Annotated in this window: 25 protein-coding genes; 1 reads left to right on the top strand and 24 read right to left on the bottom strand. The window is 29.8% G+C overall.

Annotation, left to right across the window (positions count from 1 at the left end; all coding sequences use genetic code 4):
• Window positions 1-7: 7 nt before the first annotated feature.
• From rplN to alaS, 14 genes are all read right to left on the bottom strand, one after another.
• Window positions 8-376: a 50S ribosomal protein L14 gene (rplN, locus tag T347_RS0100595; RefSeq protein ID WP_031542202.1), complete on the bottom strand. Its 369-nt coding sequence runs from the start codon at window positions 374-376 to the stop codon at window positions 8-10.
• Window positions 377-401: 25 nt separating this feature from the next.
• Entirely contained in the window at window positions 402-662 is a 261-nt protein-coding gene (rpsQ, locus tag T347_RS0100600) for a 30S ribosomal protein S17 (RefSeq protein ID WP_031542204.1), read from the bottom strand.
• Window positions 659-1,063: a 50S ribosomal protein L29 gene (gene rpmC / locus T347_RS0100605; protein ID WP_031542205.1), complete on the bottom strand. Its 405-nt coding sequence runs from the start codon at window positions 1,061-1,063 to the stop codon at window positions 659-661. Before rpmC ends, rpsQ begins: the two co-directional genes overlap by 4 nt.
• Window positions 1,064-1,065: 2 nt before the next feature.
• Window positions 1,066-1,479, bottom strand: coding sequence for a 50S ribosomal protein L16 (rplP, locus tag T347_RS0100610; RefSeq protein ID WP_031542208.1), 414 nt, complete (start codon window positions 1,477-1,479; stop codon window positions 1,066-1,068).
• A 2-nt stretch (window positions 1,480-1,481) separates the two neighbouring features.
• The gene (gene rpsC, locus T347_RS0100615) at window positions 1,482-2,186 is read right to left on the bottom strand and encodes a 30S ribosomal protein S3 (RefSeq protein ID WP_031542209.1); all 705 of its coding nucleotides are present in this window, start codon (window positions 2,184-2,186) and stop codon (window positions 1,482-1,484) included.
• Between the two features lie 14 nt (window positions 2,187-2,200).
• Window positions 2,201-2,536, bottom strand: coding sequence for a 50S ribosomal protein L22 (gene rplV, locus T347_RS0100620; RefSeq protein WP_031542212.1), 336 nt, complete (start codon window positions 2,534-2,536; stop codon window positions 2,201-2,203).
• Window positions 2,537-2,556: 20 nt separating this feature from the next.
• Window positions 2,557-2,817, bottom strand: coding sequence for a 30S ribosomal protein S19 (gene rpsS / locus T347_RS0100625; RefSeq protein WP_031542214.1), 261 nt, complete (start codon window positions 2,815-2,817; stop codon window positions 2,557-2,559).
• A 19-nt stretch (window positions 2,818-2,836) separates the two neighbouring features.
• Window positions 2,837-3,676 carry a 50S ribosomal protein L2 gene (gene rplB / locus T347_RS0100630; RefSeq protein ID WP_031542215.1) on the bottom strand — a complete coding sequence of 280 codons (840 nt, stop codon included), beginning with the start codon at window positions 3,674-3,676 and terminating at the stop codon, window positions 2,837-2,839.
• A 66-nt stretch (window positions 3,677-3,742) separates the two neighbouring features.
• Window positions 3,743-4,027 carry a 50S ribosomal protein L23 gene (rplW, locus tag T347_RS0100635; protein ID WP_031542217.1) on the bottom strand — a complete coding sequence of 95 codons (285 nt, stop codon included), beginning with the start codon at window positions 4,025-4,027 and terminating at the stop codon, window positions 3,743-3,745.
• Window positions 4,027-4,653 carry a 50S ribosomal protein L4 gene (gene rplD, locus T347_RS0100640; RefSeq protein ID WP_031542219.1) on the bottom strand — a complete coding sequence of 209 codons (627 nt, stop codon included), beginning with the start codon at window positions 4,651-4,653 and terminating at the stop codon, window positions 4,027-4,029. The genes rplW and rplD overlap by 1 nt, the downstream gene beginning before the upstream one ends.
• Window positions 4,654-4,663: 10 nt before the next feature.
• Complete coding sequence (rplC, locus tag T347_RS0100645) at window positions 4,664-5,368, bottom strand: 50S ribosomal protein L3 (protein ID WP_031542221.1); 705 nt, start codon at window positions 5,366-5,368, stop codon at window positions 4,664-4,666.
• Window positions 5,369-5,441: 73 nt separating this feature from the next.
• Entirely contained in the window at window positions 5,442-5,747 is a 306-nt protein-coding gene (rpsJ, locus tag T347_RS0100650; protein ID WP_031542223.1) for a 30S ribosomal protein S10, read from the bottom strand.
• 152 nt (window positions 5,748-5,899) lie between these two features.
• A complete protein-coding gene (locus T347_RS0100655; RefSeq protein WP_031542224.1) occupies window positions 5,900-6,925 on the bottom strand; it encodes a hypothetical protein in 1,026 nt (341 codons plus the stop codon).
• A 53-nt stretch (window positions 6,926-6,978) separates the two neighbouring features.
• Window positions 6,979-9,663 (bottom strand): alanine--tRNA ligase, encoded by a 2,685-nt coding sequence (alaS, locus tag T347_RS0100660; protein WP_031542226.1) that lies wholly within the window; start codon window positions 9,661-9,663, stop codon window positions 6,979-6,981.
• A 145-nt stretch (window positions 9,664-9,808) separates the two neighbouring features.
• On the opposite strand from alaS, the gene T347_RS0100665 reads away from it, so the two are divergent.
• A complete protein-coding gene (locus T347_RS0100665; protein WP_031542228.1) occupies window positions 9,809-10,687 on the top strand; it encodes a Cof-type HAD-IIB family hydrolase in 879 nt (292 codons plus the stop codon).
• A gap of 24 nt (window positions 10,688-10,711) precedes the next feature.
• Here T347_RS0100665 and T347_RS0100670 read toward each other — a convergent pair whose 3' ends face one another.
• From T347_RS0100670 to T347_RS0100715, 10 genes are all read right to left on the bottom strand, one after another.
• Window positions 10,712-11,230 (bottom strand): DUF4256 domain-containing protein, encoded by a 519-nt coding sequence (locus tag T347_RS0100670; protein ID WP_031542230.1) that lies wholly within the window; start codon window positions 11,228-11,230, stop codon window positions 10,712-10,714.
• 9 nt (window positions 11,231-11,239) lie between these two features.
• Window positions 11,240-13,036 (bottom strand): oligoendopeptidase F, encoded by a 1,797-nt coding sequence (gene pepF / locus T347_RS0100675; protein ID WP_031542232.1) that lies wholly within the window; start codon window positions 13,034-13,036, stop codon window positions 11,240-11,242.
• Window positions 13,037-13,071: 35 nt separating this feature from the next.
• Complete coding sequence (locus tag T347_RS0100680; RefSeq protein ID WP_031542235.1) at window positions 13,072-13,749, bottom strand: hypothetical protein; 678 nt, start codon at window positions 13,747-13,749, stop codon at window positions 13,072-13,074.
• A gap of 60 nt (window positions 13,750-13,809) precedes the next feature.
• Window positions 13,810-15,165, bottom strand: a complete 1,356-nt coding sequence (locus tag T347_RS0100685; RefSeq protein ID WP_031542237.1) for a M17 family metallopeptidase — start codon at window positions 15,163-15,165, stop codon at window positions 13,810-13,812.
• Between the two features lie 45 nt (window positions 15,166-15,210).
• Window positions 15,211-18,465, bottom strand: a complete 3,255-nt coding sequence (locus T347_RS0100690) for an ABC transporter permease (protein ID WP_031542239.1) — start codon at window positions 18,463-18,465, stop codon at window positions 15,211-15,213.
• An 82-nt stretch (window positions 18,466-18,547) separates the two neighbouring features.
• Window positions 18,548-19,735, bottom strand: coding sequence for an elongation factor Tu (gene tuf / locus T347_RS0100695; RefSeq protein WP_031542241.1), 1,188 nt, complete (start codon window positions 19,733-19,735; stop codon window positions 18,548-18,550).
• Between the two features lie 130 nt (window positions 19,736-19,865).
• Entirely contained in the window at window positions 19,866-21,935 is a 2,070-nt protein-coding gene (gene fusA, locus T347_RS0100700; RefSeq protein ID WP_031542243.1) for an elongation factor G, read from the bottom strand.
• Window positions 21,936-21,967: 32 nt separating this feature from the next.
• Entirely contained in the window at window positions 21,968-22,435 is a 468-nt protein-coding gene (gene rpsG / locus T347_RS0100705; protein WP_031542246.1) for a 30S ribosomal protein S7, read from the bottom strand.
• Window positions 22,436-22,534: 99 nt separating this feature from the next.
• Complete coding sequence (gene rpsL / locus T347_RS0100710; protein WP_031542248.1) at window positions 22,535-22,948, bottom strand: 30S ribosomal protein S12; 414 nt, start codon at window positions 22,946-22,948, stop codon at window positions 22,535-22,537.
• Window positions 22,949-23,070: 122 nt separating this feature from the next.
• A complete protein-coding gene (locus tag T347_RS0100715; RefSeq protein ID WP_031542250.1) occupies window positions 23,071-23,637 on the bottom strand; it encodes a hypothetical protein in 567 nt (188 codons plus the stop codon).
• Window positions 23,638-23,644 lie beyond the last annotated feature (7 nt).

The raw sequence follows: 23,644 nt of genomic DNA on the forward strand, positions 1-23,644 counted from the left end.
TTCCCTCCTATAGTACTTCTGGAGCAAGAGATGCAATTTTTGCAAATCCAGCTTCTTTAATTTCACGTGCAATTGGACCAAAAATTCTTGTTCCACGTGGGTTTTTGTCATCTTTAATGATAACTACTGCGTTTTCTGAAAATTTGATGTAAGTTCCATCTTCTCTTCTTTGTTCGCGTTTTGTTCTAACAATAACAGCTTTAACGATTTGACCTTTTTTAACAGTTCCACCTGGAGCTGCTGCAATAACTGAGGCAACAACGATGTCACCAATACCTGTGAATTTTCTTACTGAACCACCTAAGTTACGGATTACACGAATTTCCTTAGCTCCTGAATTATCTGCTACTTTTAATTTCGAAAGTGTTTGAATCATATATTTATTCCTCTTCGCCTTCTAATTAAAGAACTGATTCTTCTAAAACTTTAACTAATCTAAAGTTTTTTGTTTTAGCTAATGGACGTGTTTCCATAATTTCAACTTTGTCACCCATTTTGGCAACTCCGTTTTCATCGTGTGCTTTATATTTTTTAGAATATTTAACACGTTTTTTATAAACAGGGTGGTTTTTGTATGTTTCAACTAACACAGTAATAGTTTTATCCATTTTGTCAGATACAACTTTACCAGTTAGAATTTTACGACTATTTCTTTCCATTATTCAGCGTCTCCTTCTTGTTCAGTTACAGCGTTTGCCATAGCAGCGGCAATTGCATCTTCATCAACTGAAGTTCCAAATTGTTCTGCTTGCATTTTTTCGATCATTTTACGTTGTTTAGCTCTTACTTCTTTACCAGCTGATTCAGCTTCAGCAACTGCTTTACTGTAATCACCTTTGATTGTTTGGTTAGTGTTTTCACCTGCAAGGCGTTTTTCACTTAATACTAATTCAATTCTTGCAATTTGTTTTTTAATTTCTTTAATTTTATGAGTTTGTTCTAAGCTTCCTACAGATGCTTGGAATTTTAAAGCGAATAATTCGGCTCTTTTTGATTCACCAGTTTTAATTAATTCTTCAACTGAAAGAGTTTTTAATTCTGCGATTGGATTTGTTTTAGCCATAATTATTGATCACCTTTCATAACAAATTTACATTTAATTGGTAGTTTATGCATTGCTAGTCTTAATGCTTCACGAGCAGTTTTTTCACTAACACCTGCGATTTCGAACATTACTGTTCCTTCTTTAACAACAGCTACTCATTTTTCAGGGTTACCTTTTCCAGATCCCATTCTAACTTCAGCTGGTTTTTTTGTCATTGACATGTGAGGGAAAATTCTAATTCAAGTTTGCCCTTCACGTTTCATATAACGAGTCATCGCAATACGAGCAGCTTCGATTTGGTGGTTGTCAATTCAAGCACCTTCCATAGCCATTAATCCAAATTGACCAAAGTCAATTTGTTTTGCTCCTTTTGCTTTTCCTTCATAAGAAACTCTATGAGGTTTACGATATTTAGTTCTTTTTGGCATTAACATAATTATCTACGACCTCCTTTTTGAAATTTTGGTTTAGGTTTTTCTAACATTGATGTATCAACGGCATTTTTTCCTAAAACTTCTCCATGGTTAATTCAAACTTTAACTCCGATTTGACCATATGTAGTTGGTGCTTCATATAGTGCGAAGTCAATGTTTGCTCTAAGTGTTGATAAAGGTACAGCACCTTCTAAGTAACCTTCAGTACGAGCCATTTCAACTCCCCCTAAACGTCCACTTACAGATGTTTTAATTCCTTTAACACCAGCACGTAATGCATTTCTAATAGCTACTTTTTGAACTGTTCTGAATGAAGCACGGTTTGTGATTTGTTCTCCAATTCATCTAGCTACTAATGTTGCATCAGCATCTGGATTTTTAACTTCAATTACTTGAACTTGAACATCTAATTTTCTATCTTTAGCAGCTTTTTGAACTGTTAATTTAATGTTTTCGATGTTTTTTCCTTCTTGTCCTAAAACAATAGCAGGACGAGCAGTTTTAATGATTAAAGTAATATCTTTTGTTGTTCTTTTGATGATTACTTTAGATACAGCTGCATCGTTTAATAATTTTAATACTGCTTCACGGATTTTAATATCTTGATCTAATCAAGTTACATATTGACCTTTTTCAGCGTATCATTTGTTTTCTCAATCTCTAACGATTCCTAAACGTAAAACTTTTGGTGATACTTTTTGTCCCATATTTCTGCTCCTTCCTATCTAGCGTCACTTACAATAATTGTAATGTGACTTGTTCTTTTTAAAATTTCATATGCTCTACCATGTGCACGTGGACGGAAACGTTTTAAAGTTGGTCCTTCGTTTACATAAACAGTTTTTACATATAATTTATCAGCGTCCATACCGTTGTTATTAACTGCGTTAGCGATTGCTGAGTTTAATAACTTCATTACTGGTTCTGATGCGTTTTTATCTTGGTTTAATAAGATTGCAATAGCTTTCGCTACTGGTTTGTTTCTAATTGTATCTACAACTAATCTAGCTTTTCTAGGTGAGATACGAATTAAATTTAAATGTGCTTTTGCGTCCATGTTATTTTCCTATCTCTTTCCTATTTTTTCTTGTCATCTCCGTGACCACCGAATTTACGTGTTGGAGAAAATTCACCTAATTTGTGTCCAACCATATCTTCTGTCACGAATACAGGAATAAATTCTTTCCCGTTATATACACCGAATGTTCTACCAATAAATTCTGGGAAAATAGTCGATCTTCTTGATCAAGTTTTAATTACTTCGTTTGGTCCCATTGTTTCAACTTTTTTGAATAAGTGTTCATCAACAAATGGTCCTTTTTTTAATGATCTTGCCATATCTTTCTATTCTCCTTTTCTATTTAGTACGTCTTCTTACGATTAATTTTTGTGAAGATTTTTTCTTATTACGTGTTTGTACACCCAATGCATTTTTACCTCATGGAGTTACAGGGTTCTTACGTCCAATTGGAGTACGTCCTTCTCCCCCTCCGTGAGGGTGGTCATTAGGGTTCATAACTGATCCACGAACTGTTGGACGGATACCTTTTCAACGATTACGTCCAGCTTTTCCTCAGTTAACTAAGTTATATTCTTCATTTCCAACTTCACCGATAGTTGCGTAACATTCTGCTAATACTTTTCTTACTTCTCCTGAAGCTAAACGTAAAGTAACATATTTACCACTTTCGTCTTTACCTAGTATTTGAACTTTTGAACCAGCTGATCTGGCCATTTGTCCACCTTTTCCAGGTTTTAATTCAACGTTGTGAACTAAAGTCCCTTCAGGAATGTTTTTTAATGGTGCAGCATTACCGATTTTAATATCAGCGTTTTCTGATGCAACAATTTGCATTCCAACTTTCATTCCTTTAGCAAATAAGATGTATCTTTTTTCTCCATCTACGTAATTTACTAAACAAATGAATGCATTTCTATTTGGATCATATTCAATAGTTGAAATTGTTCCAACGATGTCTCTTTTATTTCTTTTGAAATCAATAATACGGTATTTACGTTTGTGTCCGCCACCTTTATGACGTGTTGTAATAACCCCGCGGTTATTTCTTCCGGCTTTTTTATTTAATGCAACAGTTAATGATTTTTCAGGTGTACCTGTTGTTAAGATAGCTGAATAGTCAATTGTTGTCATATTTCTACGACCGTTAGTCGTAGGTTTATATTTTTTAATTGCCATAATATCCCTTTCTATAGCTTATGTTTGTTTGTGCTTATAATAGTGTTTCCTTTGGGAAAGGTTTTTCTATAAGTCACTTAAGATGTCTAATGTTTCACCATCTTTTAATGTAATAATCGCTTTTTTGTAAGCGTTTGTTTTTCCAACAAATCTACCCATTCTTTTTTCTTTTCCTGAGTAGTTCATTGTTCTAACTGATTCAACTTTAACTTCGAATAATTCTTCAAAAGTTTTTTTGATTTGAACTTTATTAGCTTTTTTATCAACCAAGAATGTATACACACCGTTAGCGTGACCCATAAATGATTTCTCAGTTAACACAGGTTTTTTAAGTACTTCTGTTAAATGCATTATGCGTATACTCCTTCTACTGCTAAAGCAGCTTCTTCTGTCATAACTAATTTTGTTGCGTTTAATAAGTCAAACATGTTTAAGTGGTTAGCTGGTATTGTTTTAACTTTAGCAACGTTGTTTGAAGATTTAATTAATAATTCTTCTTTATTTAATGTAACAATTAATGTTTTTTGACCATCAATTTTTAGGTTTTTCAAAATTTCTACCATTTCTTTTGTAGATGGTTTTGAAAAGTCAAATTTGTCAACGATAATTAGGTTAGTTTCTTGAGCTTTAATTGATAAAGCTGATTTGAAAGCTAATGCTCTAACTTTTTTATTTACAGATTTTTTGTAGTTAACGTCTGGAGATGGTCCAAATGCAACTCCCCCACCTCTTCATTGAGGTGCTCTAATTGATCCTTGACGAGCACGTCCAGTACCTTTTTGTTTTCAAGGTTTACGTCCCCCTCCTGATACTTCAGCACGAGTTTTAACTTTTTTTGTTCCTTGTCTTAATGCAGCTTGTTGAGATACAACAGTGTCGTAAATAGCTTGTTGGTGAGGTTCAATTCCTCAAACAGAATCGATTAATGTAATTTCTTTAACATTTTGACCTGATTGGTTTAATACTTGTAATTTCATGTTCCCTCTCCTATGCTTCTTCAGCTACAACTTCAGTTTCAACAACTGAAGCTTCTGTAGCTACTCTTGATAATAATGCTGCTGCTGTTAAAGATTTTTTTCCTTTAACATTTTGTTTAATTTGAACAAATTGGTTTTTTGGTCCTGGGATTGATCCTTTAATTAACATAATGTTGTTTGTTGCATCAATTGCAACAACTTCTAAGTTTTGGATTGTCACTTTTTCGTGTCCCATGTGTCCAGCCATTTTTTTAGATTTGAAAATACGGTTGATAATTGCTCCCATTGATCCAATACCACGGTGGTATCCTGATCCATGCGCCATTGGCCCACGTGAGTAATTATGTCTTTTGATTGCTCCCGCAAATCCTTTTCCTTTTGATATTCCTGTAACGTCAACGTATTCACCAGATGTGAAGATGTCTTCGGCTTTAATTTCTGTACCGAATGCAAAACCTTCCATGTTTCTGATTTCTTTTACGTAGCGCTTAGGTGCTGAACCAGCTTTTTTAAAGTGTCCTGTTTCAGGTTTATTTACTAAATTAACTCTTTTATCTTGAACTCCTAATTGAGTTGCAACGTATCCGTCTGATTCTAAAGATTTAACTTGTAAAACTGTATTTGGTAAAACTTCAACCACTGTTACGGGAATTAATTTTCCTGATTCAGTGAAAACTTGAGTCATTTCTACCTTACGTCCTAAGATTCCTTTCATCTTACTTTCCTCCTAATTTGATAATCATGTATATCTTGTTATTTTGTGTTTTTTGTATTTCTGAAAATTTAGATTATAGTTTGATTTCTAAATCAACATCTGCCCCTAAGTCTAAACGTTTTAAAACGTCTAATGTTGTTGCTGATGGGTTTAAGATTTCTAATAATCTTTTGTGTGTTCTCATCTCGAATTGTTCACGTGAGTCTTTGTACTTATGAACAGCTCTCAAGATTGTGATAATTTGTTTATCTGTTGGTAAAGGAATTGGGCCTTTTACTTTAGCTCCAGTTCCTTCAGCAGCAGTGATAATTTTTAAAATTGATTGATCAAGAATTTCATGATCGTAACTTTTAAGTTTGATTCTTAATTTATCTGCCATGCTAACCTCCTAAATTTGATAGTTTTTTAGACAACCCTTATCTGTGTGTTGTCTTTATGTACACAAAATATACATGCAATAGTAATTATACCTACTTTTTGCCCTAATTTAAAGTAATTTTATTCAAAAAAATAAAATATAAAAAAATGGCTCTAATCCATTAGTTGGCCATATCTTATTTTTATATTTTTGAACATTTCTATATCAGTTTCAGTTTTTGCAAAACTCATTAAATAATTGGATAGTTCCGAATTTTCTAAAATTATTTTTAAATAGTTTAATTTTAAATTTTTGAACATTTCAAGCATCAAATTAAAAGAATCTATAAAATCATCTTTTGAAAAAATAGTTTCAATTTCTTCAATTATATATTTTGTGTTTTCAGTTAAATTATATAAATGTCAGTTTAATTCACTTTTGGGTGAATTAAACTTTATTTCTTCAATAATTGCTTCAGTAATTTGAGTGGCTAATTTTTTATACTCAAAAAATAATTCTGCTTTAATTTCGTGTTTTCAGTTAAATACATTATCGATATAAAATATTCCTTTTTTTAAATCAATTAACTTAACTTTCTTTATGATTGGATATTTTGATTTTAAATTAGATAATTTTACATAGTATACTCTTTGATTTTTATCAGTGATTTCAATTTTAAAATCATTAGATATTACAAATAAATCTTTATATTTAATATTTCTAGAATCGATCTTTTTGCTGCTTAAGAATCGATCAATCTTTTGTAAGTTTTTCTTTTCACTTAAAACTGAAATATTATATTCATCAATTTCATTAAAACCAATATTATGATCATCTTCGAATTTAAGATTTCTATTTTTGAATTTAAAAATATTGTGCATAAAGCTTTCGTGAAATAAACTTTGGTTAATTATCTTTTGGAAAAAGAAATTTTTAGTGATTAAAGAAATATCTTTTTTGATGAAGTCTAAGAAAATATCAAAGTTAATCATATAGTAACCTGTTTTGATAATTTCTAAATTTGTTTCAATCGTAAAATATTTTAAGGCACGATTTCAGTTTGCTCCAATTTCAGAAATTTCTAATATAGATTGAGGTATTGATGCATATATTTGATCACCAATTAAATACTTATGTTTGTTTTTTTCAACGATTGTTTTAATTTCAATTAAAACCGATTGATTGTTTAAATAGTACATCATGTCTCCTTCCATAAAAAATAACTTGTCTAGCAAGTTATTTTAATTTTACATTATTTAGAGTATTTACCTTGTGCTAAATTTGCGTTTCCGCCACCTTTAGCATTTAATGGTAAGTTTTTAAAAATATCAATTGCTTTGTGTTCGTTTTGAATAGATTCACTAACTGCAACAACTAAGAATGACTCATCTTCACCCTCTGAAGCTAAAATTACAATTAAATTTTCGAATTTATTTCTTAAATCATCAGCAAGATTTTTCAAATCTTTAATATTTAAACCTGTTGTTGTCAATTTAATTTCATTAATGCCATCTTTATTTAAAGTTGGCTTTAAATCTTTAAATTTAGCTAATTTAGCAGCTGTGATTAAATCACTTGCTTTTTTATCAAATTCTTTATAAGCAAGTTTTAAGTCTTCAACCAAATTTTTTATAATTTCTAAATTTTGTTTTGAAATTTCAAGTTCTTTAATATTTTGGTAAATAGTATCAATGTTTTGATCAACCATAATTGATTTAGCATCATTATATTTAGTCATCACTTTATCAGCTTCTTCAATAAATTTATTAAATTGTTCTCTTAAATATTCTCCAACTGTTTCATTTGAAGTTAAACATTTAACTCTATATAAACCAGAACCTTTTGACTCAACTCCTGTAATAATAAAGTCTTCAATATCTTTAGTATTATCGACGTGAGTTCCACCACATAATTCTGATGAAAAATCACCAAATTTAACAACTCTTACAATATCATCATATTTTTCTGTAAAGAAAGCTAAAGCATGATATTTGTTAACTGCATCATCCATTGAACAGAAATAAACTTCTCGATCGTGTGCTTCATTAATACGCTTGATTACTTCATCTTGAGTTTTTTGTAATTCCTCTTCAGTTAATTGTCTGTTAAATGTAAAGTCCATTCTTAAACCGTTTTCATCATTATATGAACCAGCTTGCATAACACTATCGCCAAGAACATCTCTTAGTGCATAGTGAACCATATGAGTTCCGGAGTGGTTCTTCATTGTTAATGTTCTTTTATCTTCATCAACTTTTGCTTCAACCACGTCACCATTATTTACAGTTCCAGTTAGTTTAACTCTATGAATGTGTTGTTTATTTGGTCCTTGTTGAACATCTAAAACATTTGCTTTAAAGTTTTGACCAATAATAATTCCTGTATCAGCTGCTTGACCACCTTTTTCGGCATAGAATGGTGTTTTATCTAAAATGATAAATCCTTCTGTATCTGTTAAAGATGCCAATTCCTTATCATCAGTGAAAAGGAAAACTACTTTTGCATTTTCTCTACTTGTTTCTTCTCAACCAGTAAATTCTGATTCAACATGTAATTTAGTAAATAGTTCATTTTGTTTGTCTCAAGCTTTTAAATCTTTTCTAGCGTTACGAGTAGCTTCTTTTGTTTCTTCTAGTAATGCTTCAAATCCAGCAAGATCAACATTAACTCCACGTTCTGCTGAAATTTCTAATGTTTGTTCGATTGGAAAACCAAATGATTCAAATAAAAGTAAGGCATTTTTAGCAGAAACTTCTTTTTCATCATTAATTATTTTTTCTAAAAGATCATAACCCTTAGAAAGAGTTTTTAAGAATTTTTCTTCTTCGTTTTTGATTGTATCTACAATAATTGTTTTTTTATCAGAAAGATATGGGTAAAATTCTCTCATCGCTTTAATTACTTCATCAACTAATTTATATAAGAATGAAGTTGTGATACCTATTTCTCTACCATAAATAGAAGATCTTCTGATTAAACGGCGAATAATATATCCGCGATCTTTATTACCAGGAAATACTCCATCAGCAATAGCAAAAGAAGTTGCTCTTACGTGATCGGCAATAACTTTAAAAGCCGTATTAATTCTTGTTTGCTCTTTTGTTGGATTTGAATAATTTTCGATTGAGTATTTAAATTTAGGATTACAGATTGTTTCAACTTTTTTAATTGTTGGGAAAAATATATCTGTTTCAAAATTAGTTGGTGTATCTTGGAATATTGAGGCAATACGTTCTAAACCAGCACCAGTATCTATGTTTTTTCTAGGTAACTCAGTGTAGTTATTGTGACCATCATTATTAAATTGAGAAAAAACAACGTTTCATACTTCAATATATCGGTCATTTTCGATATCATCAGCAATTAATCTAGGACCAATATTTTCGGGATCTCATTTTTCTCCACGATCATAAAACATTTCTGTATTTGGACCACAAGGACCTTGACCAACATCTCAGAAATTAGTATCTCTTCCTAATGAAAAAATATGATCTTTAGCAATTCCGATTTCTTCAGTTCAGATTTTGTAAGCTTCATCATCTTCATTAGAAACTGTTATATATAATTTTTCAGCAGGAATATCAAATCATTTTGAAGAAGTTAATAACTCTCAAGCAAAATGAATTGCTTCAGTTTTAAAGTATTCACCAATTGAAAAATTACCCAACATTTCAAACATAGTTTGGTGACGAGCAGTTACTCCAACATTTTCAATGTCATTTGTTCTAATTGCTTTTTGTGAGTTTGTTAATCTAGGTGCTGGTGGTGTTTTTCTACCATCAAAGTATGGTTTTAATGTTGCAACTCCTGAATTAATTCACAATAAAGATGCATCATCAACAGGTATTAAAGAAACTGGGGCTAAAAAGTGGTGGTGTTTTTCTTTAAAGAAATCTAGTCACATTTGTCTAATTTCATTAGTTGATAATTTTTTCATATTTCCTCTTTCTATTTTATTTTTACGCTTTAATAATTATAAACTTTTTAAATCGAGTTTTAAATACAGTTTTCAAGTTTAAAGATATTAATCTTTGTTTGCAAAATTATTGTTTGTTATGAGAAAATTACTACGAGGTATATATATGAAATTAAGAAATTTAGATAAACAAAGATTGATACTTGTAGACCTAGATGGTACTACTTTGAGAGATAAAGATGATGAAATTCACGAACATACAAAAAAATCTTTAATCAAGGCAAAAAACGATGGTCATAAGATTTGTATTGTTACAGGTAGACCATGGAGAGCAATTCAACATATTTATGAAGAATTGGAACTAGATACAATTGTTACGAACTTTGATGGAGCACATATTCATGATCCAAAAAAACAAGAGTTTAAACGTATTGTTTTTTCAATCAACAACGAAATTATTCAAGCAATAATTTCAGAACCCGAAATTGAAGAATCAGTTGAAAATATCTTAATTGAATACTACGATAAAACTCTTATTTGAAATTCGGATGATAAAGATTTGTTTAACTTTTTCCATTTAAATGATATTGGTGATAAAGAAAAATTTATTGAAGGTGATCCTAAAGTTATGTGAACAGGACCTTCAACAAATATTGTTTTGAAATTAAAAAACAACAAGAGAAAAAATATGGTCTTAAGAAAATTGGCTAAATATCAAAATGCAGTAAAAATCCAAAGCGATATTTTATATGGAGTTAAATCAACAAGTGAAAAACCAGTTATTACTCTAACTAATAAAAACGCCACTAAGGGTGAGGCTGCAAATATATTGGCTCAATATTACAATAAAGATATTAGAGATGTTATAGCTTTTGGTGATCAATTAAATGATTTTGAAATGTTACAAAAAGTAGGACATGGTATTGCAATGAAAAATGGAAGTGATTCTTTAAAATTTGTGGCAAAAGGTATTACATATAAAACCAATGATGAAGGTGGTTTAGGTTTATACTTAGATATAATGCTTGATGGAAGAGAATTATAAAAGCACTCTAAAATGAGTGCTTTTTTAAATTTCAAAATATGTTCTAAATGACCTTGTAGAATAATAAGAATCTGATCCGTTAGCACCAATAAATGTTCTACCAAATCTTTTTTCACCCGTTAAAGCCCCACCTAAATTTAATATTTGATCAGGTGTTTTTAATCAAGAACTGGTTTTAGTATCAATATTTTCAATAGATTGCATTTGAGTATATAATTGTTCATCAATGATATCTAAATTATTTTTTTGACAAAGTTCTAAAGCAGAAGATTCAGGAGGAAATTTTTTTCTTCCCATTCTTGATTTTTGATCATAACAGACACTTCTTCTGTTCGGAGATTCTTTTGCAAAATCAACAAAAAATATTTTATTATTGAAACAAAAAATATCTGGTTCTCCACCCGTTTCTTCCATTCAAGAAAGTTTTTTAATATGTTCACTAGTTATTTTGACTTCTATTGTTTCTCAATTTACTTCTTTATGTCTATTTAAATTATTTTCAAATCTTGTTTTTAAAATTTCTTTCATATTTTCCTTAATCATTACAATAAATTATTTGATTAAATCTTTCAATTGTTGAACTAATCGATCAATTCCATCAATAAGTGGCATATATGTTTCTTCTTTAGTGAAATCAATTCCAGCATCCACCATAATTTTCATTGGTTCTTTATGACCACCAGCTTTTAAAAAGTTTAGTGTAGTATCGATGTTTCCGTTTTTAATGTCATTATACAATTTAAAACTAGCTGTTACATCAATAGCATACTTGTATACATAAAACGGAGAGTGGAAGAAGTGAGAAATTCTTGGTCAACCAAAACTTCCCTTTTCTTTTTCTTCAGTTTTAACTTTATCAAAAATTTCATAACCATATTGTTTTTGAATTTCTGTAAATAAGTCATTTAAACTTTGAGCGGTTAACGGTGTTCCCGCTTCAACTAATTTGCTTGCTTGATATTCAAAATCAGCAAATTGAATTTGTCTATAGAAAGTACCAATTAAATCTCCAATTCTTTGTTGTAGTAAATAAATTTTCTCTTCTTTTGTTTCTGATTTATTAAACATATAATCAAATAAAATATGTTCATTGATAGTTGATGCTACCTCAGCTAAAATGATTGGATAATCATTTAAAGGATACGGTTGATTTTGATCAGCAAATAAAGTATGAACAGAATGACCAGATTCATGAGCAAGAGTAGCTACAGAACTAAACTTATCATCTCAGTTCATTAAAATGATAGGATCAACACCACTTCCTCCAGTAGAATAAGCGCCATCTCTTTTATTTGTATCTTCATAAAAATCAATTTTATTGTCACTTCACGCTATATCTAAATTGTTTAAATATTCTTTTCCTAAAATTGATAATGCATCTTTTATTAACTCTTTTGCTTCTTCAACTGTAAATTCTTTATTGTATTCTTGAACTAATTTTAATGATGAATCAGTTGGATAAAATTTATCGAGTGCAAACTTTTCTTTAATAAGTAAATTGAAATCTTGGAAAGGTTTTATATATTTTTTTCCAACTTCTAATAATTTTAAATAAATATCTGGTGATACAGAATCACTTGATAAACTAGATTGCAAATGAGATTCATAATCTCTTAATTTAACTGATTCATATCTTGATTGAAGAATTCCTTCGTATATTCTTGCAAATGAATGCTTTTTATCTTTAAAATTTTTAACAAATAATTTTGAAGCTTCAACTCTAAATTCCTGATCTTTAATCGGATCTGAATCTTCCATTATTTTTGAATATAAAGTTCCTGTAAGTATTTGAGTTTCTCCATTATAAATAATTTGTTCTTCTTGTCTATCAGCATATGCAAGAGAATCATACATATCATTAATAGCTCCACGACTTCTTGAAACTTTTGTCAATAATTCTTCCTGGTCGTCACTTAAAATATGTTTTTCTTGTTCGAAAAACTTTTTAAATCCATATTCATGATTTTTAAATTCCGGTTTTTCATTTAATCATTTTTGAATTTTATCAAAACCAATTTCTTTAATTTCTGGCGAAACAAAAGAAATCTTTTCTGATACTTTTTGATACTCATTTGATAATGTTCCTTCAAGAATTTGATAAGATTCATCAGTTTGATCAGTATCGCCCATTCTTAAATAAGTAACTAATTTAGCAGCCATTTTATCTATCTTTGTATCTAATTCTAAATATTTATAAAACGAATCTTGATCACTTAGTTTACCCTTAAAATTAGCAAGTTCTGATGCTGTTTCAATTAATAACTTCATATCTTTTTTTCATTCATCATGATTTTTATATAAATCAGAAAAATCTCATTTATATTTTGATTCTGCTTCACTTCTCTTCATATATTTCTCCTTTAAAATAAAAACACCCTTGGTGCTTATTTATTCTTTTTTAATTCTTTTAATTCTTTTTCTTGTTTAACAATTAACTCGTCCATTTTTCGAACGGTTTGATCAAAGAATAAAATTAAATTAGATTGTAAAGTACTCAAATTTAATGTTTTTTGAATTCTTTCATCAGCTGATATTGATGGATTGCTTAATTCGTTTGTTTTACCATAATATTCATTCATTCCAGCAGTCAATGTATTTAATAGTTGCGCAATTGACATTGATTTAATATCCATTTTTGTAAAAATGTCTTCTGAACTTCTCAATTTTTCTTCTGTTGAATAGTCTTCAGTATCAAATTCAATTGATTCAGATTTAATGAAAATATTATACATTTCAATTATTTTTTTAATATTATCATCTCTTAATGGTTTTTCTGAAAAATTATTTGTTGAAATAACTGCATCACTTACTGAATCAATTTCAACAAAACCTATCTTTTCACCCATCATTTTAAAAATAGCATCATGAGTTAATTCTTTATTTTGAAGATCTGCCATTATTTGAGCAGCTCCCTCTAAAGATATTCCAAAAGTTAATAACCTATTTGGTTTTTGAATATCCGGTCTTAAGTTTAATAAAATAAACTCTCCTTCAATTGTATTTTTTCCTTCAATATCAATTAAGTTTGTTGCTTTATAAAAATGTCATGTCTTTAATTTCATATTTTTTCCATCCTTGTATATATCTTATCAAATAAAAAAGCACCACAAAGTGCTTTAAAATTATTTATTTAATAATTCAAATAATGTTTTAACCATTATTCCTGTTCCACGTCCATTTACACTGTCCATTCCAGCGATATCTAAATGAACGTATGGTTTTTCTTCAGCGAATGCATTTAAGAATGCAGCAGCTGTTGAAGATCCGGCCTTACGTCCTGGTTCTGAGTTTGTCATATCAGCTAATTTAGATGCGTTTTGCATTGCTTCTAAATGTTCTGGTCAAACTGGCATTCTTCATAATTTTTCACCTGTGAATTCAGAAGCTTTTTCAACTTCTGATCATAGTTTATCATTTGTTGTAAATGCTCCAGCTGCTCAGTCACCTAAAGCAACAACGATTGCTCCTGTTAAAGTTGAAGTTTCAATAATTCGATCAACTTTTTTCTCACGTAATGCATATGTCATACCATCAGCTAATACTAAACGACCTTCAGCATCTGTATTGTTAATTTCAACTGTTAATCCGTTCATAGATGTAATTACTGATTCTGGTAAAGTTGCATCTCTTCCAATACGGTTATCTGTAAACATTGATACTGAAACAACGTTTGCTTTTGCACCACTTTTAGCTAATGCCATAACTGTTGCTGCCATAATAGCACCACCACTCATGTCGTATTTCATACCCTCCATGAATTGTGATGGTTTTAAGTTGTATCCTCCAGAATCGAAAGTAATTCCTTTTCCAACTAAACCTGTTTTTGGTAACATTTCGTCACTTGTATATTCAATAATAACAGCTTGTGGTTCATAAGGTGATCCAGCATTAACTGATAAGAATAATCCCATCCCTAATTTTTCACATTCTTTTTTACCAAGAACTGTAACTTTTAATCCTTTAATACCTTTAGCATCTTTTACTAATTTATCAGCGATATACTCACTTGTTGCGATGTTTGGTGGAGTATCTTGTAAATCAGCTGCATAAACTACAGCTTCGTTTTTAATCATTGCAGTTTCAAATAATTGTTTAAAGTCTTCTTCAGAAACTAAATTATAAATTGTTTCATTAGCTGTTGCATTTTGTTTGTATGAAACTTTTGTATGTGTATCGAAGAAAATTGTTTCGAAAATAGCGTTAAAAATTTGTTCTTTTGTAAATTCTTTACCAACAATTTTAAAGAAAGAATCTAAATCAATATTTACATCTAATTTGTTTGTTGCAACAAATTTTGAAATTGCTTTTTTAATTTCGTTTCTTTTATTAACTTTATCTTTTTTAATTACCATATAGATTGTTTTATCATCTACAAGTAATGTTGTAGTTCCATTATCTGTATTAACAAATTTTGGAGCTTTTTCACCAGTTATTGCAACTAGTGTTAATATTTGTTTTTTACCTTTTAAAGTTATCATAAATAATTCCTCTTTTTCTATTTATTAAATGTATTATACCACCATTTATAAAACTGAGAATGCTTCTCTTGGTTTTTGTCGTTTTGAATATAGTCTTACAGAAGTTAGCACTGCGGTAATGAATATTCCTAACGTTATTAAAATCATATTTAGGTATGATCAACTTCATGAGAATGTAAGTGATACCCCTATAATACTTGATGTCATAGGAGAAGCAACTTTATAAATTAATAATTGAGATATTAAAATAGCAAATGCCATAGCTAAAATTGCTGATAAAACATATCCGGTTGATAGTTTTTTATTAACCTTATTATTTGAGTAACCTAGTGCTTTAAATAATAAAATATTTCTCTTATTTTCTAGAAGAATTAACATAATTAATATTAATGAAATCGATAGAGTTATTAAACAAGTGATAACTGTTATTCTTTGCATTAATACAATGTAAAATTCAGAACCATTAACGAGTCCTTTGGTGATTTCTGAAAAAATGAAAACACCATTTGCTATGTTATTTATTAAATATTCATTTTCATTCTTATCAATATAATCTAATAGTTGACTACCTGCTTGATCTTTATTATTACTTTCATTTTTAACTATTGGTAAGGTAAAGTTTTTTAAATCATCAGGTATTTTTGTGTATGAATAATTTGAATTATTATATATTTTACCAGATTCATCAGATTGTAGTTTTGTATAAGCTTCTAAATACGTTTCATTATTTTCATATAACAATTTAAAGAATGCTTCTTTTGCGAAAGACAATTCTTTTGTGAAGTTATTTTTTTGATCAATTGAATTTATATAAAACGGAATCAACATTTGTTCTCCATCATTTTTGTATCCATTTAAATTAATTCAATTTAATGTTCCTGATTTAAATCCTAAATCTTTCATTAATTTATGAGATGCATTTGCTTTAATAGCTTTTACATATTCATATTCATTTTTATTTTTGTTAAATGATCTAACCATTTCAAATTCTTCATCAATAGATTTGGGTTTTTCTTCCCCAACCATTTTTTCATAAAAATCATCACTTTGTTTTATTGAAACTGCTTTGAAATTTAAACTTTCATTTTGAATGGTTTTTCCTCAACCACCTAAAAAACTGTTATCAGTAGTTAATTTTGATCCGAAAAGAATATTAACTTTAAGTTCTTCTTCGGTTATATTTTCAATATCACTAAATGAATTTTTAATATTTTGAAAAACACCGAATAACATTTCAACAAATTGTTCTTTTAATTCAACTTCGTTTTCTTCAAATACTTCTTCTGCAATTGCTTTAATCGTTTCTAGCATAACCAAATTATTTTGATTCAATATTATTTCGGTTAATGAACTATCAATATAATAATCTCTGATATCTATTTCAGGATTTTTTAATTTTTCAATCAAATCATTTTCATCATAAATTCCGGTCAACTCATCCATAGAGTTAATATTTTTAAATCTATCAAATTGTTGGTCCTCATCATAAGAATAAATTTGTAAATTGGTTTCTAATTTTAAAGATTCAAAAGGCTTATTATGTTGTTCAAAAACTCTAGTCGCATAATTTAAAGAACTCGAAAATTGAAGTGAAAATAATGTTAAAGAAAATGCTAATAATAAAACTATAAATGTTGTGATGTTTTTATAAATATTATCAATAGTAAAGGAAATATTTAATCTTGTATTAACACTCAAAAATGATATTCTTAGCATTATTTTTTGGAAAAATTTAGCAGGAGCTTTGCTTGCACCAATTCTTGATAGTGTTAAAGATTTTCCTTTAATAATTATCAAATTCATAATCACAAATATAATGAAAAGCGAAGCCACAATTAATATCATAATTCCTGCAGACTTTAAATCAAAAAATCATTGTGGAAATAATATACTGTAATCTGTTTTTACAACACTGAAAAATATTCCAGACACATACATTGATATTGGTATTGCAACTAGCATACCAACTATCATAGGAATAAGTAGTGAACATGTTGTTAAAATACTCAATACGACATTACCTTGACCAATATTTTTCAAGAAATATAATGTATTTTTTTGAAGTTTGATAAATTGAGCTGTCATGAAATAAAATACAAATAATAATAATACTAAAAGACCTATAGAAATAACAATGAAAACTGTGGTTATTATACTTGCTGTTCTATTGTGTAGAACCTCCAATAAATTAGATGATCAATTGTCTAAGCTTAAATATTTAACACCGCTATCATTTTTACTGACAAAATAATTACTTAAAATTTTTTCATTAAGAGATCGTTGTCCTTTTTCGATATCTGAATCATAACCAGTATCTATATAAAAATTTTCAATCGCAAAAGAATCATTTAAAGCTTTTTCACCATCATAGTTTGGTGAGTTTAATTCTTCAAAATTACTTATACCAAGTATTTTTTTAATACCAATTGAAATATGTGGTTGAGTTTTTTTTCCATAAATAGTTTGTCTATTATAGTATGTTCCTCCAAGATACAATTCTTCTTCTTTACCATTAATTAAAAATTTATATTTAGAACCAACTTTATAATTATTTTCTTTTGCAAAGGTTGGACTGACAAAAACATAGTTTTGACTGTCAAAATCTTCTTTATGATTTTGTTCTAGTCACTTAAAATCCATCAATTCTACATAGACATTCTTGCGCAAATCATTAGCTTTAAAAATCTCAGGAAGTAGATCTCATTCTTCATTTGAATACATAAATTTTTCTGCAAATGCTAAACTAGAACCAACACTTATTTCATCAAATTTAAAATTCGCAACATTAGTAATTAAAAATATGTTTTCTTGCTTATATTCTTTGATTGAATCTTGTAAAGTGAAATAAGAAAAATAATTTTTTGTATATGGATACATTTTTTCATTTGCTTCTTTAGCTAGCTCTTGTAATTCTTTAGAACTATCAGCGAAACTTTCACTATAAACATTACCATAATTTTGACCAGTGATAGTAATAAATTCATTTCAAACTTCATCAGAATATTCTTTATTTGAAAGTGTTTTAATTTTATTTAAAAATTCATCAGAAACATTTCAATCAAATTCTTTTTCTAATTCTTGATCATCAACATTGTTATTAAATTTTATTGCGTTTGAAAATGCATTAACTGTTCTACCATTAAAAGCAGCATCAACTTTTAAATTATATGTTGTTAAGAAACTTAATAGACCAACCATCATACCAAGAGATAAAGCTAAAAATACTGTAAAAACTGCATACAGCGATTTTTTATTTGAAAATTCTTTATAAGATTGTTTGATTATAAATTTTAAATTCATTTTTTCCTTAATATATATATTTTAGCAAATTTGAAAATAAAAAAGACCCCTAGGTCTTCTTTAATGTTTCTATTAATTATAATTATGCTTCAATAGCAATAACTGTTCCGGCACCAATAGTTCTTCCACCTTCACGGATTGAGAATTTTGTTCCTTCTTCAATAGCAACTGGTTTAATTAATTTGATTGAAATTTCAACGTTATCTCCAGGCATAACCATGTCGATTCCCGCTGTTAATGTAACTTCTCCAGTAACGTCAGTTGTACGGAAGTAGAATTGAGGACGGTAGTTGTTGAAGAATGGTTTATGACGACCACCTTCTTCTTGAGTTAACGCATAAACTGATGCTCTTAATTGAGTATGAGGTTTAATTGTTCCTGGTTTAGCAATAACTTGACCACGTTCAATTGAGTTACGGTCAACACCACGTAATAATGCTCCAACATTATCCCCTGCTTCAGCAAAGTCTAATAATTTTCTGAACATTTCTAATCCAGTAACAACTGTTTTAGTAGCAGCTTCATGTAAACCAACGATTTCAACTTCTTCGTTAACTTTAACGATTCCACGTTCAATACGTCCAGTAGCAACTGTTCCACGTCCTGTAATTGTGAATACGTCTTCAACAGGCATTAATAAAGTTTTATCAACGTCTCTTGTTGGGTTTGGAATGTATGAATCTACTGCTTCCATTAATTCTTCGATAGCTGCCACTCATTTAGCATCACCATCTAAAGCACCTTTAGCTGATCCACGGATAACTGGTGCTCCGTCTCCATCAAAGTCGTAAGCTGATAATAAGTCACGAACTTCCATTTCAACTAAGTCGATCATTTCTTCGTCTTCAACGATATCACATTTGTTTAAGAATACTACCATTTTTGGTACTCCAACTTGACGTGATAATAAGATGTGTTCTCTTGTTTGAGGCATTGGTCCATCTGTTGCAGCTACTACTAAGATAGCTCCATCCATTTGAGCAGCCCCTGTAATCATGTTTTTAACATAATCGGCGTGTCCAGGACAATCTACGTGTGCGTAGTGTCTGTTTGCTGTTTTATATTCAACGTGTGAAGTATTAATTGTAATTCCACGTTCTCTTTCTTCTGGTGCATTATCAATGTTTGCGTAATCTTTGAATTCTGCTCCACCTTTTGTAGCTAATACTTTAGTAATAGCTGCTGTTAAAGTAGTTTTCCCATGGTCAACGTGTCCAATTGTTCCAATGTTAACGTGGGGTAAACTACGGTCAAAAGCTTCTTTTGCCATATTTATAGTCTCCTTATTTATTTAATAATAGCGGTATTAGATTTACTTTCTAGTACCATTACCGCCCCCGTAGGGGCGCATGTATTTATAATATTTTAATATATTTATAAATGAATTGGTAATAATTTAATTATTTACCAGCTTTTTTAATAATTTGCTCAGCAACTGATCTAGGTGCTTCAGCATAGTGACTGAAAATCATTGTGTAATTTCCACGTCCTTGAGTAAATGAACGTAATTCTGTAGCATATCCAAACATTTCTGTTAACGGAACTTTAGATTTAACTGTTTGAGCATTTCCTCTTTGTTCTGAACCTTCGATTAATCCACGTTTAGATGAAATGTTTCCCATTACATCTCCGTAGTATTCATCAGGAATTGTTACTTCAACATTCATGATTGGTTCTAATAATACTGGGTTCATTTTTTTACATGCTTCTTTTAAAGCCATTGAAGCAGCAATTTTATATGCCATTTCATTTGAATCGACATCATGCATTGTACCATCGATGATTGTTGCTTTAACATCAATCATTGGGAATCCGGCAACAATACCATTTTGTAATGCGTTTTCTAAACCAACACGTGCAGCGTTGATGTATTCTTTAGAAACACGCCCACCTGTAATTTTATCAACTCACTCAAATCCTTTATCAGGGTTTGGTTCGAATTCGATAACAACGTGACCATATGATCCACGTCCTCCAGATTGTTTAATGTATTTACCTTCTGCTTTAGCAGCTTGTTTAACTGTTTCACGGTAAGAAACTTGAGGTGCTCCAACGTTTGTTTCAACGTTAAATTCACGTTTCATACGGTCAACAATAATATCTAAGTGTAATTCACCCATACCAGCGATAATAGTTTGACCTGTTTCTTCGTCTGTATATGTTCTAAATGTTGGATCTTCTTCAGATAATTTATTTAAAGCAATTCCCATTTTTTCTTGATCAGCTTTAGTTTTTGGTTCTAATGCTAATTGAATAACTGGTTCTGGGAATACCATTGATTCTAAGATAATTTCAGCTTTTTCATCTGATAAAGTATCTCCAGTTGTTGTATTTTTAAGACCTACAGCTGCAGCAATATCTCCAGCATATACTTCTTCAATTTCAGTACGGTTGTTTGCGTGCATTTGTAAAATACGACCAACACGTTCTTTTTGTCCTTTTGTTGAGTTTAATACGTAGCTACCTTTAGATAAGATACCTGAATAAACTCTAAAGAACGTTAATTTACCAACAAATGGGTCAGTCATAACTTTGAAAGCTAAAGCTGAGAATGGTTGGTTATCATCAGAAATTCTTGTTGCTTCTTCACCGTTTGGTAAAATACCTTTAATTGCAGGTACATCAATTGGTGATGGTAAGAAATCAATAATAGCATCTAATAATAATTTAACACCTTTGTTTTTGAAAGCTGATCCAGCTAAAACTGGGAAGAATTCAGCTCCAATTACCCCTTTACGAATTGCTGATTTTAATTCAGGGATTGTGATTTCTTCACCATCTAAGAATTTCATCATTAATTCTTCATCATATTCAACTGCTGCTTCAATTAATTCTTGTCTTAATTGTTTAGCTTGGTCTAATAAATCTGCAGGGATTTCAATTTCTTTAACGTCTTCGTTTTCTTTTCCATCGTATTCATACGCTTTCATTTCAACTAAGTCGATAATTCCTTTGAAGTTTTCTTCAGCTCCAATTGGTAATTGAATTGGTGCAGCTTTTGCTCCCAATCTATCTCCAATTGATTTAACTGAATAAATAAAATCTGCTCCTGTTTTATCCATTTTGTTAACGAATACAATACGAGGAACTCTATAAGTAGTTGCTTGTCTTCAAACAGTTTCTGTTTGAGGTTCAACCCCAGATTGTCCATCAAGAACAGCTACTGCTCCATCAAGAACACGTAATGAACGTTCTACTTCAACAGTAAAGTCCACGTGTCCAGGAGTATCAATAATGTTATAACGGTGGTCTTTTCAAGTAGCTGTTGTAGCAGCTGAAGTGATTGTAATACCACGTTCTTGTTCTTGAGCCATTCAGTCCATTTGTGATCCACCATCATGAGTTTCCCCAATTTTGTGGATTTTACCTGTATGGTATAAGATACGTTCAGTAGTAGTAGTTTTTCCCGCATCAATGTGGGCCATAATACCGAAGTTACGAGTATCTTTTAAACTAAATTGTCTTGCCATAGTTTTCTCCTATATTTAATATTTTGTTGAGATTATCAACGGTAGTGTGCAAATGCTTTGTTAGCTTCTGCCATTTTGTGAGTATCTTCACGTTTTTTAACTGATCCACCCATGTTGTTTGATGCATCAATGATTTCGTTAGCTAATTTAACTGTCATAACTTTTTCGTTACGTAGTCTTGAGTAGTTGATTAATCAACGTAATGCTAAAGTAACTTTTCTTTCTTCTGATACTTCAACAGGAACTTGATAGTTTGCTCCCCCAATACGACGAACTTTTAATTCTAAATGAGGTTCAATGTTTGCGATTGCTTTGTTGAATACTTCAATTGGATTTTCACCAGTTTTTTCTTTAATGATTTCAAAAGCATCATAAATGATTCCTTGTGCTGTTCCTCTTTTACCATCTAACATAATTTTGTTAATAGCACGAGTAACTAATTTTGAGTTGTACACTGGATCTGGTAAAACGTCTCTCTTTTCAGCTCTATTTTTACGCATATTTGTGTTCTCCTTTCATTCTTTATTTATGGTTATCTAATTTGTGGTTCGTTTTTTTCCACGACATAGTATATTTTGTTTTCTTAATTAAATTAAGATTTATTTTTTAGGTCTTTTTGCTCCGTATAATGAACGTGATTGTTTACGTTTATCAACAGCTTGAGTATCTAATGTTCCACGAATAATGTGGTAACGTACCCCAGGTAAGTCTTTAACTCTTCCCCCACGGATTAAAACAACACTGTGTTCTTGTAAGTTGTGTCCTTCTCCTGGGATGTAAGCGTTAACTTCCATTCCGTTTGTTAATCTAACACGAGCGTATTTACGTAACGCAGAGTTGGGTTTTTTAGGTGTCATTGTAGCAACACGAGTACATACCCCTCTTTTTTGTGGAGCTGAAACTTTAGTAACTTTTTTCTTTAGAGAGTTAACTCCTCTGTTTAAAGCAGGTGCTTTAGTTTTTCAAGTTTTAGCTTTACGGTTAGTTTTTACTAATTGATTGATTGTAGGCATAATGAATTCCTCCTTTCACATTGCCGTGTGTATCGAACTCACACAATATATATTATATATAAAAAAATGTATTTTAAAATAGGTTTTTGAAAAATAAAACAAGCATATCGCTTGTTTTGATTTTATGAATTTGATAGTTCGTAAAGAATCTTTGTTTTATAGAAATATTCACTCAAAATAATTGCATATTCTTGTTCAATTTTAGTATTTAAATCTTTAAATTTATTAACTTTATCTAATTCAATATTCAACTTAAGCAATTTATTAGTTAATTCTGATTTTAAGTCATCAGTATTTAATTCAAAAATATCGGTAATGACCTTATTTAAATTTTCAAAACAAGATAATTTTAAATAATCATTTCTAAAATTAATATAAATCTCAGCATTTAATTGCACCAATGTTTCACAAACATTAAATTGATTATTTAAATTAACTAAATTTATTAAGAATGTAATCCTATTTAAATCTATTAAAATTTCAGCATAAATTGGCAGATCCAATAATCTATTTTTTTCGCCTTCTTCATATATTTTAGATAGTGTATTTTTAAGCTCAATAAGTTCTGATAAATTTGTAATTGAGAAAACTTTTTGATTAAATTCTTTTCACGAATATAAGTAAGAAAATATTTTAAGATTTTTTAATTTGTGACATATAAGATTTGCATTTATATAAATAATATCCATAAAATCT

The organism is Mesoplasma photuris ATCC 49581, assembly GCF_000702725.1.
GTDB lineage: Bacteria > Bacillota_I > Bacilli_A > Mycoplasmatales > Mycoplasmataceae > Tullyiplasma > Tullyiplasma photuris.